The 16,668-nt window shown below is 75.2% G+C and carries 20 protein-coding genes and 1 tRNA gene; 17 read left to right on the forward strand and 4 right to left on the reverse strand.

Features of this window, described 5'->3' with window-relative positions:
• From GA0070621_RS11195 to GA0070621_RS11225, 8 genes are all read left to right on the forward strand, one after another.
• Positions 1-1,044: a 4Fe-4S dicluster domain-containing protein gene (locus GA0070621_RS11195; protein WP_091202268.1), complete on the forward strand. Its 1,044-nt coding sequence runs from the start codon at positions 1-3 to the stop codon at positions 1,042-1,044.
• A 203-nt stretch (positions 1,045-1,247) separates the two neighbouring features.
• Positions 1,248-2,279 carry an NrfD/PsrC family molybdoenzyme membrane anchor subunit gene (nrfD, locus tag GA0070621_RS11200; RefSeq protein WP_091202269.1) on the forward strand — a complete coding sequence of 344 codons (1,032 nt, stop codon included), beginning with the start codon at positions 1,248-1,250 and terminating at the stop codon, positions 2,277-2,279.
• A 45-nt stretch (positions 2,280-2,324) separates the two neighbouring features.
• Positions 2,325-2,420 (forward strand) — tRNA-Sec (locus tag GA0070621_RS29505).
• Between the two features lie 69 nt (positions 2,421-2,489).
• Positions 2,490-3,782, forward strand: a complete 1,293-nt coding sequence (gene selA / locus GA0070621_RS11205) for an L-seryl-tRNA(Sec) selenium transferase (RefSeq protein ID WP_091194328.1) — start codon at positions 2,490-2,492, stop codon at positions 3,780-3,782.
• Between the two features lie 2 nt (positions 3,783-3,784).
• Positions 3,785-5,548: a selenocysteine-specific translation elongation factor gene (selB, locus tag GA0070621_RS11210; protein ID WP_091194330.1), complete on the forward strand. Its 1,764-nt coding sequence runs from the start codon at positions 3,785-3,787 to the stop codon at positions 5,546-5,548.
• A gap of 75 nt (positions 5,549-5,623) precedes the next feature.
• Entirely contained in the window at positions 5,624-5,821 is a 198-nt protein-coding gene (locus GA0070621_RS11215; protein ID WP_091194333.1) for a hypothetical protein, read from the forward strand.
• A 25-nt stretch (positions 5,822-5,846) separates the two neighbouring features.
• The gene (locus GA0070621_RS11220; protein WP_091194337.1) at positions 5,847-7,124 is read left to right on the forward strand and encodes a hemolysin family protein; all 1,278 of its coding nucleotides are present in this window, start codon (positions 5,847-5,849) and stop codon (positions 7,122-7,124) included.
• Positions 7,125-7,214: 90 nt separating this feature from the next.
• A complete protein-coding gene (locus GA0070621_RS11225; protein ID WP_091202270.1) occupies positions 7,215-7,400 on the forward strand; it encodes a hypothetical protein in 186 nt (61 codons plus the stop codon).
• 69 nt (positions 7,401-7,469) lie between these two features.
• Here the strand turns inward: GA0070621_RS11225 and GA0070621_RS11230 are convergent, their stop codons facing one another.
• The gene (locus GA0070621_RS11230) at positions 7,470-8,123 is read right to left on the reverse strand and encodes a hypothetical protein (protein WP_091194339.1); all 654 of its coding nucleotides are present in this window, start codon (positions 8,121-8,123) and stop codon (positions 7,470-7,472) included.
• Positions 8,124-8,249: 126 nt separating this feature from the next.
• Here GA0070621_RS11230 and GA0070621_RS11235 point away from each other — a divergent pair, with 126 nt between their 5' ends.
• Positions 8,250-8,456, forward strand: a complete 207-nt coding sequence (locus GA0070621_RS11235) for a hypothetical protein (protein WP_091194340.1) — start codon at positions 8,250-8,252, stop codon at positions 8,454-8,456.
• Here GA0070621_RS11235 and GA0070621_RS11240 read toward each other — a convergent pair.
• The 3 genes from GA0070621_RS11240 to GA0070621_RS11250 form a co-directional block, all read right to left on the reverse strand.
• Positions 8,453-8,932, reverse strand: a complete 480-nt coding sequence (locus GA0070621_RS11240) for a hypothetical protein (RefSeq protein WP_091194341.1) — start codon at positions 8,930-8,932, stop codon at positions 8,453-8,455. The two genes, GA0070621_RS11235 and GA0070621_RS11240, sit on opposite strands and share 4 nt — an antisense overlap.
• The gene (locus GA0070621_RS11245) at positions 8,929-9,138 is read right to left on the reverse strand and encodes a phosphatidylethanolamine-binding protein (protein ID WP_091118689.1); all 210 of its coding nucleotides are present in this window, start codon (positions 9,136-9,138) and stop codon (positions 8,929-8,931) included. Before GA0070621_RS11245 ends, GA0070621_RS11240 begins: the two co-directional genes overlap by 4 nt.
• A gap of 63 nt (positions 9,139-9,201) precedes the next feature.
• Positions 9,202-10,083 (reverse strand): universal stress protein, encoded by an 882-nt coding sequence (locus GA0070621_RS11250; RefSeq protein WP_091202271.1) that lies wholly within the window; start codon positions 10,081-10,083, stop codon positions 9,202-9,204.
• A 129-nt stretch (positions 10,084-10,212) separates the two neighbouring features.
• Here GA0070621_RS11250 and GA0070621_RS11255 point away from each other — a divergent pair, with 129 nt between their 5' ends.
• The 8 genes from GA0070621_RS11255 to gcvH all read left to right on the forward strand — a co-directional run bounded on the left by GA0070621_RS11255 (position 10,213) and on the right by gcvH (position 16,503).
• On the forward strand, positions 10,213-10,959 hold the full coding sequence (locus GA0070621_RS11255) for an SAM-dependent methyltransferase (protein ID WP_091194343.1): 747 nt from the start codon (positions 10,213-10,215) through the stop codon (positions 10,957-10,959).
• 254 nt (positions 10,960-11,213) lie between these two features.
• Positions 11,214-12,401 carry a PP2C family protein-serine/threonine phosphatase gene (locus GA0070621_RS11260; protein WP_091194345.1) on the forward strand — a complete coding sequence of 396 codons (1,188 nt, stop codon included), beginning with the start codon at positions 11,214-11,216 and terminating at the stop codon, positions 12,399-12,401.
• 48 nt (positions 12,402-12,449) lie between these two features.
• Positions 12,450-12,923, forward strand: coding sequence for a MarR family winged helix-turn-helix transcriptional regulator (locus GA0070621_RS11265; protein WP_091194347.1), 474 nt, complete (start codon positions 12,450-12,452; stop codon positions 12,921-12,923).
• Positions 12,924-13,236: 313 nt separating this feature from the next.
• A complete protein-coding gene (locus GA0070621_RS11270; RefSeq protein WP_091202272.1) occupies positions 13,237-13,875 on the forward strand; it encodes a CDP-alcohol phosphatidyltransferase family protein in 639 nt (212 codons plus the stop codon).
• Complete coding sequence (locus GA0070621_RS11275; RefSeq protein ID WP_091194348.1) at positions 13,872-14,819, forward strand: DUF881 domain-containing protein; 948 nt, start codon at positions 13,872-13,874, stop codon at positions 14,817-14,819. The genes GA0070621_RS11270 and GA0070621_RS11275 overlap by 4 nt, the downstream gene beginning before the upstream one ends.
• The gene (locus GA0070621_RS11280) at positions 14,816-15,148 is read left to right on the forward strand and encodes a small basic family protein (RefSeq protein WP_091194350.1); all 333 of its coding nucleotides are present in this window, start codon (positions 14,816-14,818) and stop codon (positions 15,146-15,148) included. Before GA0070621_RS11275 ends, GA0070621_RS11280 begins: the two co-directional genes overlap by 4 nt.
• A 10-nt stretch (positions 15,149-15,158) precedes the next feature.
• On the forward strand, positions 15,159-16,067 hold the full coding sequence (locus GA0070621_RS11285) for a DUF881 domain-containing protein (RefSeq protein ID WP_091194352.1): 909 nt from the start codon (positions 15,159-15,161) through the stop codon (positions 16,065-16,067).
• Positions 16,068-16,122: 55 nt separating this feature from the next.
• On the forward strand, positions 16,123-16,503 hold the full coding sequence (gene gcvH, locus GA0070621_RS11290; RefSeq protein WP_091202273.1) for a glycine cleavage system protein GcvH: 381 nt from the start codon (positions 16,123-16,125) through the stop codon (positions 16,501-16,503).
• Positions 16,504-16,668: the final 165 nt, after the last annotated feature.

Here is a 16,668-nt window from a genome sequence, read left to right on the forward strand (position 1 = left end):
CTGCGGGAGGGGAACAGCCTCTACGGGCCGCTCGATCCCGCCCCGGACGCCGGGTGGGCCGACGCCCCGCCCCGGATGGGCTTCTTCACCGACACCAGCGTCTGCATCGGCTGCAAGGCGTGCGAGGTGGCCTGCAAGGAGTGGAACGACGTTCCCGCCTCCGGCTTCGACCTGCTCGGCATGTCGTACGACAACACCGGCGCGTTGACCGCCAACTCGTGGCGGCACGTCGCCTTCATCGAGCAGCCGCGTCCGGCTGGGCACCGTACCTCACCGTTCGCGGCGGCCCCGACCGGCCCGGCGGCCAGCCCGGCCAGCGCCGCCTCGGCGGCCGGCACGACGAGCGACAGCGGCACCGACCCCGGCGTACCTCCCGGGCAGCCGGAGCCGGCCGCCCGGATGGCCGACGGCCCGGAGTTCCTGGGCATGCCCGGCTCCCAGCCGCCGGGGCGGGCCACCGGCGTCGAGTCCCGCACCGACTTCCGCTGGCTGATGATGTCGAACGTGTGCAAGCACTGCACCCACGCCGCCTGCCTGGACGTCTGCCCCACGGGATCGCTGTTTCGCACAGAGTTCGGCACGGTGGTGGTGCAGGAGGACATCTGCAACGGCTGCGGCTACTGCATCCCCGCCTGCCCGTACGGCGTGATCGACCAGCGCAGGGACGACGGCCGGGCGTGGAAGTGCACGCTCTGCTACGACCGGCTCGGCGCCGGCCTGACCCCGGCCTGCGCGCAGGCCTGCCCGACCGAGTCCATCCAGTTCGGTCCCCTCGACGAGCTGCGCGAACGCGCCGCCCGGCGGGTCGCCACCCTGCACGAGCGCGGGGTTCCGGAGGCCCGCCTCTACGGCCACGACCCGACCGACGGCGTCGGCGGGGACGGCGCGTTCTTCCTGCTGCTCGACGAGCCCGAGGTGTACGGCCTGCCGCCGGATCCGGTCGTCACCACCCGGGATCTGCCGAAGATGTGGAAGCGGGCCGGGCTGGCCGCCCTGGCCATGGCGGCGGCCGCCGTCGCCGCGTTCGTCGGAGGTTCCTCGTGAGCCCGGACCGCGTCCCGGTCGGCGCCCTGTTCCGCCGCTTCCGGGAGCGACTGGCCACCGAGGGCCCGGATCGCCTCGGCGGGCCGGGCTCGCGTGCCGACCACGGTCCGAAGGTGACCTCGACCCGGGTTCCGCGGCCCGCCGGGAACGGCACCGGAGCCGGACCGGGGACGCGCGGCGGCCGGGTCACCACCGGCGCGGACGTGACCGGCACCGGGGCCGGGGCGGGGCCGCGGCGCGACGTCGAGGCGCGGCGCCGACGCGGGGGCCGCCGGGGCGGCGGCGAGCCGGTGAACGTGCCGCCGGCCGAGTTCACCTCCTACTACGGCCGGCCCGTTCTCAAGCCGCCGGTGTGGAAGTGGGACATCGCCGCGTACCTGTTCACCGGTGGGCTCGCGGCCGGGTCGTCGCTGCTCGCCGCCGGTGGGCAGCTCACCGGGCGGCCGGCGCTGCGCCGGGCCGGGCGGGTCGCCTCGCTGGCGGCCGTCAGCGCCAGCGCGTACTTCCTGGTCAACGATCTCGGCCGGCCGAGCCGGTTCCACCACATGCTGCGGGTGGCGAAGCTGACGTCGCCGATGTCCGTGGGCACCTGGATCCTCACCGCCTTCGGGCCGGCCGCCGGGCTCGCGGCGGTCGCCGAGGCCGCCCCGTTGCTGCCCGAGCGCGGGCCGCTCGGCCTCGGCCGTCGGCTGCTGCCCCCGGCCGGGCACGCCGCCGGGCTGGTCGCCGCCGTCACCGCCCCGGCCCTGGCCACGTACACCGGGGTGCTGCTGGCCGACACGGCCGTGCCGTCCTGGCACGAGGCGTACCCGGAACTGCCGGCCATCTTCGCCGGCAGCGCCCTGGCCAGCGGCGCGGGCGTGGGGCTGCTGGCCGCGCCCACCGCGCAGGCCGGCCCCGCCCGGCGGTTCGCGGTCGCCGGCGCGGCCCTGGAACTGTGGGGGGCGCACCGGGTGGAGCACCGGCTCGGCCTGCTCAGCGAGCCCTACCGGACCGGCGCCGCCGGCAGGCTGCTGCGGACCGGCCGGGCGCTGACCGCCGCCGGGCTGGCCGGCGCGCTGCTCGGCCGCCGTAACCGGGCGCTGTCCGCTCTCTCCGGCGGCGCGCTGCTGGCCGCCGCCGTCTGCACCCGGTTCGGCATCTTCCACGGCGGGGTCGCCTCCGCGAAGGATCCCCGCTACACGGTCGTGCCGCAGCGCGAACGCGTCGACCGGCGCGCGTCCGAGCAGGACTGACACCTCACCACCCGGGCGGCGCGGCGCTGTGGTTGACTGCTGCGTGGAGGCGTTCAGGCGGCTGGTGCCCCTCCCGGTCTTCAAAACCGGTGTGGTCCGGGACCCGGGCCAGGCGGGTTCGATTCCCGTCCGTCTCCGCCAAGGGCCACCGCCTCCGCGAGGCAGGCCAGGGGATTCCGCCTCCGCGAGGCGTGCCAGGGAGATGACCGCATGCGTGACGCCGACCCGCGGCGGCGCGTGCCGCGTACCGACGCGCTGCTCGCCGACCCGGCCCTGGCCGCCGCCGCGGGCACGCTCGGCCGCGACCGGGTGAAGGCCGCGATCGTCCGGGCCCAGGAGCGCGCCCGCCGCGGCGAGCTCACCCCCGAGCGGGTACGCGACGCCGCGCTGGCCGAGCTGCCCGCGCCGGTGCCCCGTACGGTGCTCAACGCCACCGGCGTGGTGCTGCACACCAACCTCGGCCGGGCCCCGCTCTCCGCTGCCGCGGTCGCGGCCCTCGTGGCGGCCGCCGGGCACACCGACGTGGAACTGGACCTGCGGACCGGGCGGCGGGCCCGGCGCGGCCGGGACACCCTCGCCGCGCTCGCCGCCGCCGTGCCGGACGCGCCGGCCGTGCACGTGGTCAACAACGGCGCCGCCGCCCTGGTGCTCGCCGCCACCGCCCTCGCCGCCGACCGGGAGATCGTGGTCAGCCGTGGCGAGCTGGTCGAGATCGGCGACGGCTTCCGCCTGCCCGACCTGCTGGAGAGCACCGGCGCCCGGCTCCGCGAGGTCGGCACCACCAACCGCGCCACGCTCGCCGACTACGCCGCGGCCGTCGGCCCCCGTACCGGGTTCGTGCTCAAGGTGCACCCGTCGAACTTCGTGGTCACCGGCTTCACCTCGGCCGTGCCGGTCCGGGACCTGGCCACCCTCGGCGTGCCGGTGGTCGCCGACATCGGCTCCGGGCTGCTGGCCCCCGACCCGCTGCTGCCCGCCGAGCCGGACGCCGCCAGCACCCTGCGCGCCGGCGCCCACCTGGTCACCGCCAGCGGCGACAAGCTCCTCGGCGGCCCGCAGGCCGGCCTGCTGCTCGGCGCGGCCGACCTGGTCGACCGGCTGCGCCGGCATCCGCTGGCCCGGGCGCTGCGGGTGGACAAGCTGACCCTGGCCGCGCTCGCCGCCACCCTGCACGGGCCGGCCACCCCCACCCGGGAGGCGCTGCACGTGGACCCGGCCGCGCTGCGGGACCGGGTGGAACGGCTGCGTGACCGGCTCGCCGAGGACGGCTGCAAGGCCGAGGTGGTGCCCAGCGTCGCGGTGGTCGGCGGCGGCGGGGCCCCCGGGGTGCAGCTCGACTCGTGGGCGCTGAGCCTGCCCGAGCGGTACGCCGAGCCGCTGCGCACCGGCGAGCCGCCGGTCCTCGGCCGGGTGCTGCGCGGCCGGCTCCTGCTGGACCTGCGCTGCGTACCGGCCGACGCCGACGAGACCGTCCGCACGGCGGTGCTGCGGGCGGGCGACTGAGCATGTGGGTCGTCGCCACCGCCGGGCACGTCGACCACGGCAAGTCCACGCTGGTCCGGGCGCTGACCGGGATGGAACCCGACCGGTGGGCGGAGGAACGCCGCCGGGGCATGACCATCGACCTCGGCTTCGCCTGGACCCCCCTGCCCTCCGGTGGGACCGTCGCCTTCGTCGACGTGCCTGGGCACGAACGGTTCGTGCCGAACATGCTCGCCGGCGTCGGCCCCGTCCCCGCCGCGCTGTTCGTCGTCGGCGCCGACGAGGGTTGGATGCCGCAGTCCGCCGAGCACCTGGCCGCGCTGGACGCGCTGGGGGTGTCGTACGGGCTGCTGGCGGTGACCCGCGCGGACCTGGCCGATCCGGGACCGGCCCTGGCCCGGGCCAGCAAGGAGATCGCCGCCACCGCCGTCGGCGAGGTGGAGGCGGTGGCGGTCAGCGGCGCCACCGGCGCCGGCCTGCCCGAGCTGCGGGCCGCCCTGGACCGTCTGGTCGCCCGGCTGCCCGCCCCGGCGCTGGACGCCCCGGTCCGGCTCTGGGTGGACCGCTCGTTCACCATCCGGGGCAGCGGGACGGTGGTCACCGGCACCCTCGGCGCGGGCCGGCTGCACGTCGGTGACCAGCTCGAACTCGCCGCCACCGGCGAACCGGTCCGGGTCCGCGGCCTGCATTCGCTGAACGCCGCCCGCGAGCGGGTCGACGCGGTGGCCCGGGTCGCGGTGAACCTGCGCGGGGTGCCGCGCGACCGGATCACCCGGGGCGACGCGCTGCTCAGCCCCGGGCGGTTCCGCCGCACCGACCTGCTCGACGTGCGGCTCGCCGGAGACCCGGCCGCCGACCTGCCGGCCACGCTCACCCTGCACGTCGGCTCCGCGGCGGTGCCCGCCCGGGTACGCCCGTTCGGCCCGGACACCGCCCGGCTGCGGCTGGCCCGCCCGCTGCCGCTGCAGATCGGGGACCGGGCGTTGCTGCGGGATCCCGGCCGGCACCACGTCACCGGCGGGGTGACCGTGCTGGACGTGGACCCGCCGCCGCTGCGCCGGCGCGGGGCCGCCGCCACCCGGGCCGTCGTGCTGGCCGGGCTGGACGGCCGCCCCGACCTGGCCGGGGAACTGGGCCGCCGGCGTCTGGTCCGGGCCGGTGAGCTGACCCGGATGGGGGTGCCGGTCACCGCCGCCCCGGTGGCCGGGGACTGGCTGGCCGATCCGGAACACTGGCGGGCCCTCGGCGTGCGCCTGGGCGAGGAGGTCGCCCGGTACGGCCGGGAGCATCCGCTGGAGCCCGGCGTGCCGGTCGAGGTGCTGCGCCAGCGCCTCGACCTGCCCGACCGGGCGCTCGTGGCGGCGCTGCTGAGTCCGCCGCTGCGACTGCACGCCGGCCGGGTCACCGCCGCCACCGGCGACGCGCTGCCCGCACCGGTGGCCCGCGCGGTCGACCGGGTGCGCGCCGAGTACGCCGAACGTCCGTTCCAGGCCCCGGAGGCGTACCGCCTCGCCGCCCTGGGCCTCGGCCCACGGGAGATCGGCGCGGCCGTACGGGCGGGCGCCCTGCTGCGGCTGGCCGAGAACGTGGTGCTGCTGCCCGGCGCGCTCGACGACGCGGTCCGGGTGCTGGCCCGGTTGCCGCAGCCGTTCACCCTCAGCGCCGCCCGGCAGGCCCTCGACACCACCCGCCGGGTGGCGGTGCCGCTGCTGGAGCTGTTGGACCGGCGCGGCGCCACCCGTCGGCTGCCCGACGACGCCCGCGAGGTGGTCGCACCACCCGGCTGATCCGTCGCGCCGGCGAGCGGGCGTGGGTGGGCCAAGCGGCACCGGTGAGGGCCTCCCGTCACCTACGGTGACGCCATGGACCCTTCGGCGGTCTGGCGGGACAAGAACCACAAGTGGCGGATCGAGGCGTACCGGGCACCCGACCTGCGGTTCGCCATCTTCGCCACGAACGGCACCACCGAGTCGGCGCCGCTGTGGCTGTTCGGGATGGCCGCGCTGGCCCGGTGGCTGATGACCCACGCGATCTCCCTGGACGACCTGGAGCAGGACTGACCGTCGGGCCGGAGGGGGTGTACGGATGGCGGGACAACTCGTCCTGGTGGCGATCCTGGTGCTGATCAACGCGGCGCTGTCCGGCAGCGAGATGGCCCTGGTGACGCTGCGTGAGGGGCAGTTGCGGCGGCTGGGCCGATCGGGGCGGGCCGGGGCGCGGCTGGTGCGGCTGAGCCGGGAGCCGAACCGCTACCTGGCCACCGTGCAGCTCGGCATCACTCTCGCCGGCTTCCTCGCCTCGGCGGCCGCCGCGGTGTCCCTGGCACGACCGCTGGTCGGCCCGCTGGGCTTCCTCGGCCGGCTCGCGCACCCGGCCGCGGTGCTGCTGGTGACCGTCCTGCTGGCCTTCGTCACGCTCGTCGTCGGCGAGCTGGCCCCGAAGCGGCTGGCGATGCAGGCGGCGGAACGCTGGGCACTGCTCGCCGCCACGCCGCTGGACCTGCTGGCGGGGCTGTCCCGCCCGGCGGTGTGGCTGCTCAGCCGTACCACCGACCTGCTGGTCCGGCTCGCCGGCGGGGATCCGCGGGCGAGCCGGCCGGAGGTGACCGAGGAGGAGCTGCGGGAGCTGCTGGCCAGCCAGCGCGGGCTCTCGGCCCAGCAGCGGGAGATCCTGGCCGGGGCGTTCGAGATCGCCGGTCGTAACCTGCGGGAGATCCTGGTCGCGCGGCGCGACGTGACGGTCCTGCCGGCGGCGATGCCGGCGGCGGAGGCGATGCGCCGGCTCGCCGCCACCGGGCGCTCCCGCGCGCCGGTCACCGGGCCGGGCGGCCTGGACGACGTGTGCGGGGTGGTGCACATCCGCGAACTGGTGGACGGCGACGGGGTCACCACCGGCGAGCGGGCCCGGCCACCGCTGCTGCTGCCCGGCACCCTGGCGGTCGCCGACGCGATCCGTCAGCTGCGCCAACGTCGCGAACAACTCGCCCTCGTCGTCGACGAGTACGGCGGGATCGACGGCCTGGTCACCATGGAGGACCTGCTGGAGGAGGTCGTCGGCGAGGTGTACGACGAGACCGACCGGTATGTGCGCCGGGCGGAACGGGAGCCGGACGGCGCGCTGCTGCTGCCCGGTGACTTCCCGCTGCACGACCTGCCCGACGCGGGCGTGCGGCTGACCTTCCCGCTGTCCCGCGAGTACGCCACGGTCGCCGGGCTGGTCCTGGCCGGTCTGGGCCGGCTCCCGTCCGGCCCGGGGGAGCGGGTGCGGCTGCCCGGGCTCACCATCGAGGTGGTCGAGGTGGCCGACCGGGCGGTGCGCCGGGTGCGCCTGCGTGGCCCCGCCGTGGACGGCCCGGAGCGGTGAGCCGAGGCCACGGCGCCGGTGACCCCCGGACGGGGGAATGTCGGCTCGAGGCGGCACGAACCGGTGCCGACCGGACGTACGGTCCGGGACGTGAGGGACCGAGGATTGCGGACGTTCATCGCGCTGCTGGCCGGGCTGGCGGTGATCTACTTCGGGGCGACCGGGCACCGCAGCAACGGCGGCGAGGGCAGCGGCGTCTCCGGCGGCGTCGTGCTGGTCGCCCTGCTCGTCGCGGGGCTGGTCTGGTACCTGATCCGACCCGGCCCGGCGAAGTGACGCCCGCCGTCGATCCCGCCCACCGACCGGGACCCGGCACGGTTCAGGCCGCCTGAGCCCCGGCGCGGTTCAGCGGGCCGCCGCGGTCCGGCCCACCTCGCCCGCCGACTCCTCGCCGAGCGCCACCCGTACCAGCGCCGAGGCGAGCCGCCCGAAGTCGGCCTCGCCCACCAGGCCGGCCAGCCCGCCGGGATTCGCCGGCAGGCCCAGCTGCCGTGCCCCGGCGAGCGTCCGTCGGTCGGCGTACGGGCGCAGGTCCGGCCAGACGGTCTGGGCCTCGCGCAGGAAGATGTCGGCCCCGGTCGGGCCGATGCCGGGGAACTCGACGAGCAGCCGGCGCAGCGCCGTCCGGTCGCCGTCGGCCTCCCGGTGCATCCGGCGCAGGTCCCCGTGCCACCGGTCCAGGCAGAGCCGCGCGCCGGTGCCCAACATGGTGGCGGTGCGCTCGTCGTAGCGCCGGTAGTGGCCGCGGCCGAGCGCGTCGACCCGGTCCTGCCAGGTCGCCGCCTCCATCGCCTGCGGGGTGCGGTAGCCGGCGGCGAAGAGTTCCCGGGCCGCCGCGAGCGCCACCCCGGCCCGGATCCGGGTGCTCAGCAGCATGGTGAGCACCAGCAGCTGGTAGAGCGGTCCGGGCCGGTCGGCGAGGCTGATCCCCGCCTCCTCGGCGTACGTGCGGCCCTGCCGGTCCAGCAGCGCTCGCGCCACGTTCCGATCGTTCGGCATCCCGTCGGGTTACCCGTCGCGGGTCGGACCAGACGTCCGACCGGCCCCGGAATGCGCCCGGCGGGGGCGGGTACCCCGGTCACGTGCGCGGTCCGACGCCGCGTGCTCCACCGGAGGGAGAGACCCGTGGTCAATCCGCAGCAGGAGGAGTTCCGCCGCAACAACCGGGGTGCCACCAGCCAGGACAGCAAGGTGCCCGGGGCCGCCGGGAACCCGCGCAATGGCGGCACGTCGAACGCCGACGTCGGGCGACCGGTGCCCAAGGGGCAGGTGTCGCCGTACGGCCCGGCCGGTGAGCCGGTGGCCGACGACGAGAGTGGCCGTCGGGGCTAGCGTCCCCGGCGCCGCGAGGGCGGCCGCAGCCTCCGCCAGGTGGCTGCGGCCGCCACTCCGTACGCCACGTGCGGTACGAGGTCCGACAGCCAGTCGGCGGGTCGCCACGTACGGGGGTCGCTCACCCGGAGCACGGCGAGCGACCCGTCGGAGGTCGCCATCACCCCGCCGCCGAGCAGCCCCGCGGCCACCGGCAGCGGGATTCGCCGCCGGGCTGCCAACACACCGAAGGCGGCCCCGGCGGCGATGCCGGTGGCGTAGCCGATGATGGCCCCGATGCCCGACCGCCGGTTGGCCGCCTTCTTCTCCGGCCCGAGGCTGATGTGTGCCTCGTCGGCCAGCCGCCCGGCGGTCTCGTCGGGCGTGCTGCTCGCCGGGCGGGCCCGGGTCGTGATGTCCAGGTAGGTGACGATGTTCAACGCGGCGGTGCCGACGGCGCCGGCGATGGCGCCGTCGACGACGGGTGCCGCCCTCACTTCGGGTCGCCCGGTTCGCGCTCGCCCTTCGGGCCGAACGTCCGCTCGCCCCGTACGACGCCCCGCTGGCCGCGGTCGTCCTGGAGGATCCGGTTCGCGACCTGGTTCGCCTCCTGGTCGGCGGCCCGCCCGGAGTTCTCGATCAGATCGCGCAACCGTGCCCGTTCCTTGTCGTACGCGTTGCTGCCCGGCCGTGGTCCTGGCATCCCTGCCTCCTCCGGTCGCTGTGGTTCCGGGACCGTCTACCCGCCCGCAGCGGCGCCAACCGTTCAGTCGGGGGAGCGGACCACGGTGACCGGACAGTCGGCGTGGTGCAGCACTCCCTGGCTCACCGACCCCAGCAGCAGCCCGCTCAGCTCGCCGCGACCCTGCCCGCCGACGACCACCAGTTGGGCGGTGCGGGAGGCCTCGGTCAGCACGGCGACCGGCCGGCCGCGCACCACCTCCCGGGTCAGCGGCACCTCCGGCCAGCGGTCGGTCAGCCCGGTGAGCGACTCGGCCAGGATCCGGTCCTCCTCGCCACGCAACTGGCTCTCCTCGTAGACCAGCGGTTGCATGTCGCCGGGGCCGCTGGAGGTGGGATGGGTGTAGGCGTGCACGGCGTGCAGCCGGGCGCCGCGGACCGCTGCCTCCTCGGCGGCGAACTCGACCGCGGCCCGGGACAGCACGGAGCCGTCCACCCCGACCACCACCGGGCCGGCCGCCCGCTGCGCGCCGCGGGCCACCAGCACCGGGCAGTCGGCATGCTGGGCTACCTGGATGGCCACCGAGCCGACCACCAGGGCGGCGAACCCGCCGAGGCCACGGTCGCCGAGCACGATCATCGTGGCGGTGGGGGTCTCGCCGAGCAGCACCGCCGCCGCCTCCCCGTCGATGATCTCGCCGGAGACCCGCAGCCCGGGGGCCGCCGCCCGCGCCTCGGCGACCGCCGCGGAGACCAGTTCCTCGGCCTGGTGCCGCAGGCCACCGCCGGGTGGCGCCCCGGCCGGCGCGGAACCGGGTACGCGCAGCAGCGGCCAGATGAACCCGTGCACCACCCGCAGCGGCCGGTCGCGTCGGGCGGCCTCGGCCGCCGCGAGGCGTACGGCTCGCAGTGCCGGCTCCGAGCCGTCCACGCCGACCACCACGGCCGCGCCGTTCGCCGAGTTCACGTTGCACCTCCTGGCCGCCGACGCCCGCGCGGCCAGTATCGCGGCCGGCGGGGTGTCGCCGGGGCGATACCGCCGGAGCCGGGCCGTGGGTACGCTGTCCGCCACCGCCCGAGGAAGGGAGCCTCGTCGATGTCCGAGCCCGACCAGCCGAGCACCGCCCGTATGATCGACTTTTGGCTCGGCGGCGAGCACCACTTCCCGGTGGACGTGGCCGCGGCCCGTGCGTTCGAGGGGGCGTACGGGCCCTGCGCGGCGATCTTCCGCTCGCTCCGGGACTTCCTCGGCCGGGCGGTCCGGTCGATCGCCGACGCCGGCGTGGACGGCTTCCTGGTCTTCGGCGCGGGCGTGCCGAGCCAGGGCAACGTGCACGAGGTGGTCCCGGACGCCACCGTGCTCTACACCGACGTCGACCCGGTGACCATCCGGCTCGGCCAGCGCCTGCTCGCCGGCAGCGACCGTGCCGGCTACGGCTTCGGCGACGCCACCGACATCGGCACGATCGACCCGGCCCAGTTGCACCGGTTCGTGCCGGGGTGGGGGAGGAGGCCGGTCGGGGTGGTCTTCCTCGGGCTGGCCGCCTTCCTGGACGACGCCACTCTCGCGCGCACTCTCGACGAGCTGTACGAGGCGGCGGCGCCGGGCAGCTTCCTGGCCGTCGACTTCGACAGCGAGGAACTGGCCACGTACCCGGCGGCGTTGGCGATGATGGGGCCGGCGTTCCGGATGCGCCCGCCCACGGCGTTCCCGCCGCTGCTGGGCCGGTGGCGGCCCACGGCGGACGGTGTCGTACCGGTCGCCGAGTGGCGTACGCAGGGCGAACCCGCCCCGGTGCCGGACGCCTTCTACGGCGCGGTGGCGACGAAGCCGACCGCCTGACCGCCTCTGCCACCTGCCACCGCCGGGTGGACCGTGTCGGCCGCGGACGTACGCCATCGCCCTGTTCCGGGCGGGATGCCAACCCGGATTCGCCCCGCGGCCGCCGGCCGCCGCGGGGCGGTCGACCGTGATCCCGTGCCCGGCGGCGCAGGTCGGACGGGCTCGCCGCTTCTGGCCGGTACCGGGCGTCCGGCACCGGGCGTTCCTCCGTATGATGCTTGCCCTATAGCAATAGTCGTCATCGGAGGATGAGCATGCCGGACGCGCCCGGACAGGTGTCCCGCGCACTGCGCGCGGCGCCGCCCGACCAGTTGGCGGAGGCCGCCGACCGGGCGATCCGCCGGTCCCTCGGTGCGTCGCGGACCGAGGTGTTCATCGCCGACTACCGCTCCAGCGGGCTCTGGCCGGTGCTGGAACCGGACCGGCCCGACGGCGGCTTCCTCAGTGGCCATGGTGCGGCGCAGCGCTGTTTCAGCAGCCAACAGCCGGTGCAGGACGCCGGCGAGGACGGCCGGTGCCGGGTCTGCCTGCCGCTGTCGGTGTGGGGCGAGCGGCTCGGGGTGCTGCTGGTCGAGTTGCCGGCCGCGCCCGACGCGGCGACCGTCGAGGCGGCCCGGGACGTCGCGGGCGAGCTGGCGCTGGCGTTGCGGGCGGCCGACCGGGAGACGGACCGGTACCGGCGCGCCCGCCGTCAGGAGCGGCTCAGCATGGCCGCCGAGATGCAGTGGGACCTGCTGCCCGGACGCAGCGTCACGCACGGCGACTTCCTGCTGGCCGGGCAGCTCGAACCGGCGTACACGGTGGGCGGCGACCACTTCGACTGGTCCGTGGACGGGGACCGGCTCACCGTCACGGTGCTCAACGGCGCCGGCAGCGGCCTGGCCGCGTCGCTGCTCACCGCGGTGACCGTCAACGCCATGCGCAACGCCCGCCGCTCGGGCGGGAGCCTGGTGGAGCAGGCTGAGCTGGCCTCGGACACGATCTTCTACCAGCACCGGGGCGACCGGTACGTGGCCACGCTGCTGATGGAGTTGGACACCCGGCGGGGCGTGGTGAAGGCGGTCGACGCGGGCTCGCCGCACGTGCTGCGGCTGCGCGCCGGCAGCGTCGCCCCGATCAAACTGGAGCAGCAGTTGCCGCTGGGCATGTTCGCCGAGACCCGCTACGACGCGCAGGAGTTCGCGGTGGAGCCGGGGGACCGTCTCTTCGTGGTCAGTGACGGGGTGTACGCGGCGCAGCCGGACGGCCAGGAGCCCTACGGGGAGCGGGCCATGGCGCGCTCGATGCGGTCGACTCGGTTGCAGCCGGCGGCCGAAGCAGTTGGTACGGTAATGCGCGAACTGCACGCGTACCACGCCGACGCGGACCTTCGCGACGACGCGGTCGTCGTCTGCCTGGACTGGCGCGGTTCCAGCCCGCCGGACGACGCTGGCGGGCAGTGACCGGACCGGTGGGCGAACACGAGCGGGAAGATCGCAGGGGGACTGCGGGTGGAGCGACCTCCGAATCTCGCCGCGGCCATAGACGCGGCTGCCGAGGCGCTCATCGGTGTGCTCGACTCGGCGACGTCCCAGCACGCCGTACCGGTCTCGCCGACGCAGCTGCGGGTGCTGTCGCTGATCATGTCGCACCCGAACACGAACGTGAACCGGCTGGCCGAGCTGCTGGACGTCGTACCGTCTTCGGCGAGCCGCCTCTGTGACCGGCTGGAGGCGGTCGGCCTGCTGCGCCGGGCGGCCGACCCCCGGGACCGGCGCGAGGTGCGGTTGCTGCCCACCGCGGCGGCCGAGACCCTGCTGCGGGAGTTGACGGAGCGGCGGCACCAGGCGGTGCAGGCGGTGCTGGACCGGATGCCCAACCGGGTCCAGCACGAGCTGCTGCTGGCCCTGGTGGCGTTCGGCCAGGCGGCGGCGCTCGGCGCCACACCGGCCAACTCCGACTCCGCCGCTGTTCGTACCGCCTGATCTCTCGGCACCTCCGTGGCCTTCTCCACCGAGACAACTAGCGTCCTAGGACGCCCTAGGGGTAGTGCCGCGCCACACGGGAGACAGGACGAAAACGCCACCGAAAGCGGGGGCCGGGGCTCGTCACGGCGGCCCGATATAGTGGCAGCGCAACTGGGCGGACCATGATCGACGCGGTCGTGGTCCGCATGGGGGAGGTCCCAGCCCGGGATCGCGAAGGGCGCCGGCGCTGACCGGCCGGCAACGCGCACGTCCGGAACCGGAGCGGCCGATCGTGGTCGGCCGCCGGACCGTGCTGCGAAGGGAGGGTTCGGTGTCGCGTCGGCCGGCTCCATCGGAGCACCCGGCTCCCGGTTCGACGGCGGTCGTGGGGGACCGCGTCCTCACCCTGCCGAACCTGATCAGTTTCGTCCGGCTCGTCGGCGTACCGCTCTTCCTCTACCTGTTCCTCGTCGCCCGGGCGGACGTGGCGGCGATCGTCGTGCTGGCCATCGGTGGCACCAGCGACTGGGTCGACGGCTGGCTGGCCCGGCGGCTGCACCAGGTCAGCCGCCTCGGTGAGCTGCTCGATCCGCTCGCCGACCGGCTCTACATCCTGGCCACGCTGCTGGCGTTCACCGCTCGCGAGGTGGTGCCGTGGCAGTTCACCGCGGCGCTGCTGGCCCGCGAGCTGCTCCTGCTCGGCTCGCTCGGGGTGCTGCGCCGCTACGGTTACGGGCCGCCGCCGGTGCACTACGTCGGCAAGACGGCCACCTTCCTGCTGCTGGCCGCGTTCCCGATCCTGCTGCTCGCCGCCGCGTCGCCGGCGATCGCCACGGTGACCGCGGCGATCGGCTGGGGGCTGGCCTGGTGGGGCCTGGTGCTCTACTGGGTGGCCGGCGCGATGTACGTGGTGCAGGCCAGTCGACTGGTCCGGGCGATGCGGGCGCGCCGGGCGGGAGCGGCGGCGTGACCACGGGGTCCGGGGACAAGGGCCGGGACCCGTCGGCGCGGTCGTACGCGCCGGACTTTCTCACCGAGTTGTTCCGCAACCCCCTCGATCCGGGGTACGCCGCCGCGGCGGAGCGGCGTCGGCAGGTGCCGCCGTCGCGGTGGCGGCGGCTGTTGTCCCGTCCGGTCAGCCTGGTGGTGCTCGCGACGATCGGGCTCCTGTTCGCGGTCGCGTACCGGGAGACGGTCGCGGAGGAGCCGAGCCGGGCGAAGGCGCGGGCCGGGTTGATCGCCGAGATCAAGCAGCGGGAGGCGGAGACGGACCGGTTGACCGCCCAGGCCGACCAGTTGCGCGAGGAGGTCGGGCGGCAGCGTGATGCGGCGTTGAGCGGTGCGCAGGCGTCCCGGCTGCGGAACATGGAGGCGGGTACGGGCCTGGGCCGGGTGCGTGGTGACGGCGTGGTGGTGCGGCTGGCCGACGCGCCGCGGGACAAGGACGCGGTGACGGGCGCGGATGCCGGCCCGGACCGGGTGTTGTACTCGGACCTGCAGACGGTGGCGAACGATCTGTGGGCGGCGGGCGCGGAGGCGATCGCGATCAACGGGCAGCGGTTGACGGCGACGACGACGATCCGTCAGGCCGGTGAGGCGATCCTGGTGGACTACCGCCCGGTGACGAGCCCGTACGAGGTGACGGCGATCGGTCCGGGATCGATGCGGGACCGGTTCGACGAGAGCCGGGCGGCGGATCTGATGCGTTACTTGGCGCGGGTCACCGGAATGTCGTACGGGGTGAAGAAGGCGGGGGACCTCACCCTGCCGGCTGCCCCGCAGCCGCGGCTACGCTACGCCGAGCCCTCGGTGAGTCCGAGCCCGCAGCCGTCGGGTTCGGGTGCCGCCGGTTCTTCCAGTCCCGGGCCGTCCCGGCCGGGGACGTCTTCCAGCCCCTCCGGAGGTGGTCGATGATCGCGGTGCTGGCGTTGCTCGTCGGTGTGGTGCTCGGGGTGTATCTGGACCCCACGGTGCCCGCGGCGTTGCAGCCGTACCTGCCGATCGCGGTGGTGGCGGCGCTCGACGCCGTGTTCGGCGGGGTCCGGGCGAAGCTGGACAAGATTTTCGACGACAAGCAGTTCGTGGTGTCGTTCATTTCGAACGTGCTGGTGGCGGCGCTGATCGTGTATCTGGGTGACCAGCTGGGGGTGGGCGGTCAGCTCTCCACCGGTGTGGTGGTCGTGCTCGGGGTGCGCATCTTCGGGAACGTGGCGGCGATCCGCCGGCACCTGTTCCGGGCGTAGGTTTGTGGCGATGAGCGAGGAACACAGGGAGACGGGGACCGGTTGGCCGGAGCCGGCGGAACCGGCGCGGCCCTCGGGGCCGGCGGGTGAGCCGGATCCGCGGCCGGACGCGCCCGATCCGGACGAGTTGAGCCCGTTGACGCCGGCCGAGCGGGAGGCGGACGCGCCGCCGGCGGAGGAGTCGGCGGGTGAGGAGCCGAGCGGGTCGGCGGCGCCGGTGTCGCGGCGGTTGACGTCGGCGGGCGCGATGATCGCGGTGTTGTTGGCGTTGCTGGGGTTCACCCTGGTGGTGCAGTTGAAGACGACGTCGACGGATTCGAGCCTGACGGCGACGCGCGAGGAGGACCTGGTCCGGATCTCGTCTGATCTGGATTCGCGGGAGCGCCGGCTGCGGCAGGACATCGCGGCGTTGGAGGACAGCCAGCGGCAGCTGCGCTCGGGTGAGCAGGGCCGGCAGGCGGCGTTGGACGAGGCGACGCGGCGGGCGGACGAGTTGGGCATCCTGGCGGGTACGTTGCCGGCGGTGGGGCCGGGGTTGTCGGTGCGGTTCGTGGGTGGTGGCAAGGCGATCGCGGCGACGCGGATCCTGGACGCGGTGCAGGAGTTGCGGGGCGCGGGCGCGGAGGCGATGCAGATCGCCGGGTCGGACGGTGCGGCGGTGCGGGTCATCGCGTCGACGTATTTCGTGGACGCGCAGGGCGGTGGCCTGATGGTGGACGGGCGGCGCTTGACCGGTCCGTACACCATTCTGGTGATCGGTGATTCGGCGACGATGCGTACGGCGTTGAACATCCCCGGCGGGGTGGTCGCATCGGTGGCGGATGACGGCGGTAACGTGATCGTCGAGGATCGTGAGGCTGTGGAGGTTTCGCAGCTGCACGCGCCGATCAAGCTGGAACACGCCCGGCCGGTCTCCTGACCGGTCGCGGCCGCGCCGGTTCCCCCGGTGCACCGATGGATGAAGGATGCTGCTGGTGATTCCTGAGGATCTGCGGTACACCGCCGAGCACGAGTGGGTGGTCGGTGGGGACGGCGGGGCCGTCCGGGTCGGTATCACGCACTTCGCGCAGGACGCGCTGGGTGACATCGTGTTCGTCCAGTTGCCGGAGGTGGGTGCGGTGGTGGCCGCGGGCGAGTCGTTGGGTGAGATCGAGTCGACCAAGAGCGTGTCGGAGATCTACGCCCCGCTGAGTGGCACGGTGGCGGCGCGCAACGAGGCGTTGGCCGACACCCCTGAGGTGATCAACACGGATCCGTACGGTGCGGGGTGGTTGGTGGAGATCACTCCGGATGATCCGGCGGCGGTCGAGGGTTTGCTGACCGCTGGTGCGTACCGCGAGCTCACTGAGAGCTGATTGTGTCGTCCCGGGCGGCGGGCCTGTCTCCGCGCGTCCGGTTGCCCTGCATTTCGGCGCTGGCTAGGCTCGCCCAGTCGACCGAGAACCCAAAAGTTGAGCGTTGTGGAGTGCGCCTTCCCGGGCACGGGGAGCCAGCCGCCGGGTGTGTGACTGCCCGGCGGC

Source organism: Micromonospora narathiwatensis, from assembly GCF_900089605.1.
GTDB lineage: Bacteria > Actinomycetota > Actinomycetes > Mycobacteriales > Micromonosporaceae > Micromonospora > Micromonospora narathiwatensis.

What these genes read in the sequence shown, in the direction of transcription:
- GA0070621_RS11260 (WP_091194345.1), top strand. Translation starts at nt 11,214, where the DNA reads ATGCCGGACGCGCCCGGACAGGTGTCCCGCGCACTGCGCGCGGCGCCG.
- GA0070621_RS11280 (WP_091194350.1), top strand. Translation starts at nt 14,816, where the DNA reads ATGATCGCGGTGCTGGCGTTGCTCGTCGGTGTGGTGCTCGGGGTGTAT.
- selB (WP_091194330.1), top strand. Translation starts at nt 3,785, where the DNA reads ATGTGGGTCGTCGCCACCGCCGGGCACGTCGACCACGGCAAGTCCACG.
- GA0070621_RS11215 (WP_091194333.1), top strand. Translation starts at nt 5,624, where the DNA reads ATGGACCCTTCGGCGGTCTGGCGGGACAAGAACCACAAGTGGCGGATC.
- GA0070621_RS11255 (WP_091194343.1), top strand. Translation starts at nt 10,213, where the DNA reads ATGTCCGAGCCCGACCAGCCGAGCACCGCCCGTATGATCGACTTTTGG.
- GA0070621_RS11245 (WP_091118689.1), bottom strand. Translation starts at nt 9,138, where the DNA reads ATGCCAGGACCACGGCCGGGCAGCAACGCGTACGACAAGGAACGGGCA.
- GA0070621_RS11230 (WP_091194339.1), bottom strand. Translation starts at nt 8,123, where the DNA reads ATGCCGAACGATCGGAACGTGGCGCGAGCGCTGCTGGACCGGCAGGGC.
- GA0070621_RS11220 (WP_091194337.1), top strand. Translation starts at nt 5,847, where the DNA reads ATGGCGGGACAACTCGTCCTGGTGGCGATCCTGGTGCTGATCAACGCG.
- selA (WP_091194328.1), top strand. Translation starts at nt 2,490, where the DNA reads ATGCGTGACGCCGACCCGCGGCGGCGCGTGCCGCGTACCGACGCGCTG.
- GA0070621_RS11285 (WP_091194352.1), top strand. Translation starts at nt 15,159, where the DNA reads ATGAGCGAGGAACACAGGGAGACGGGGACCGGTTGGCCGGAGCCGGCG.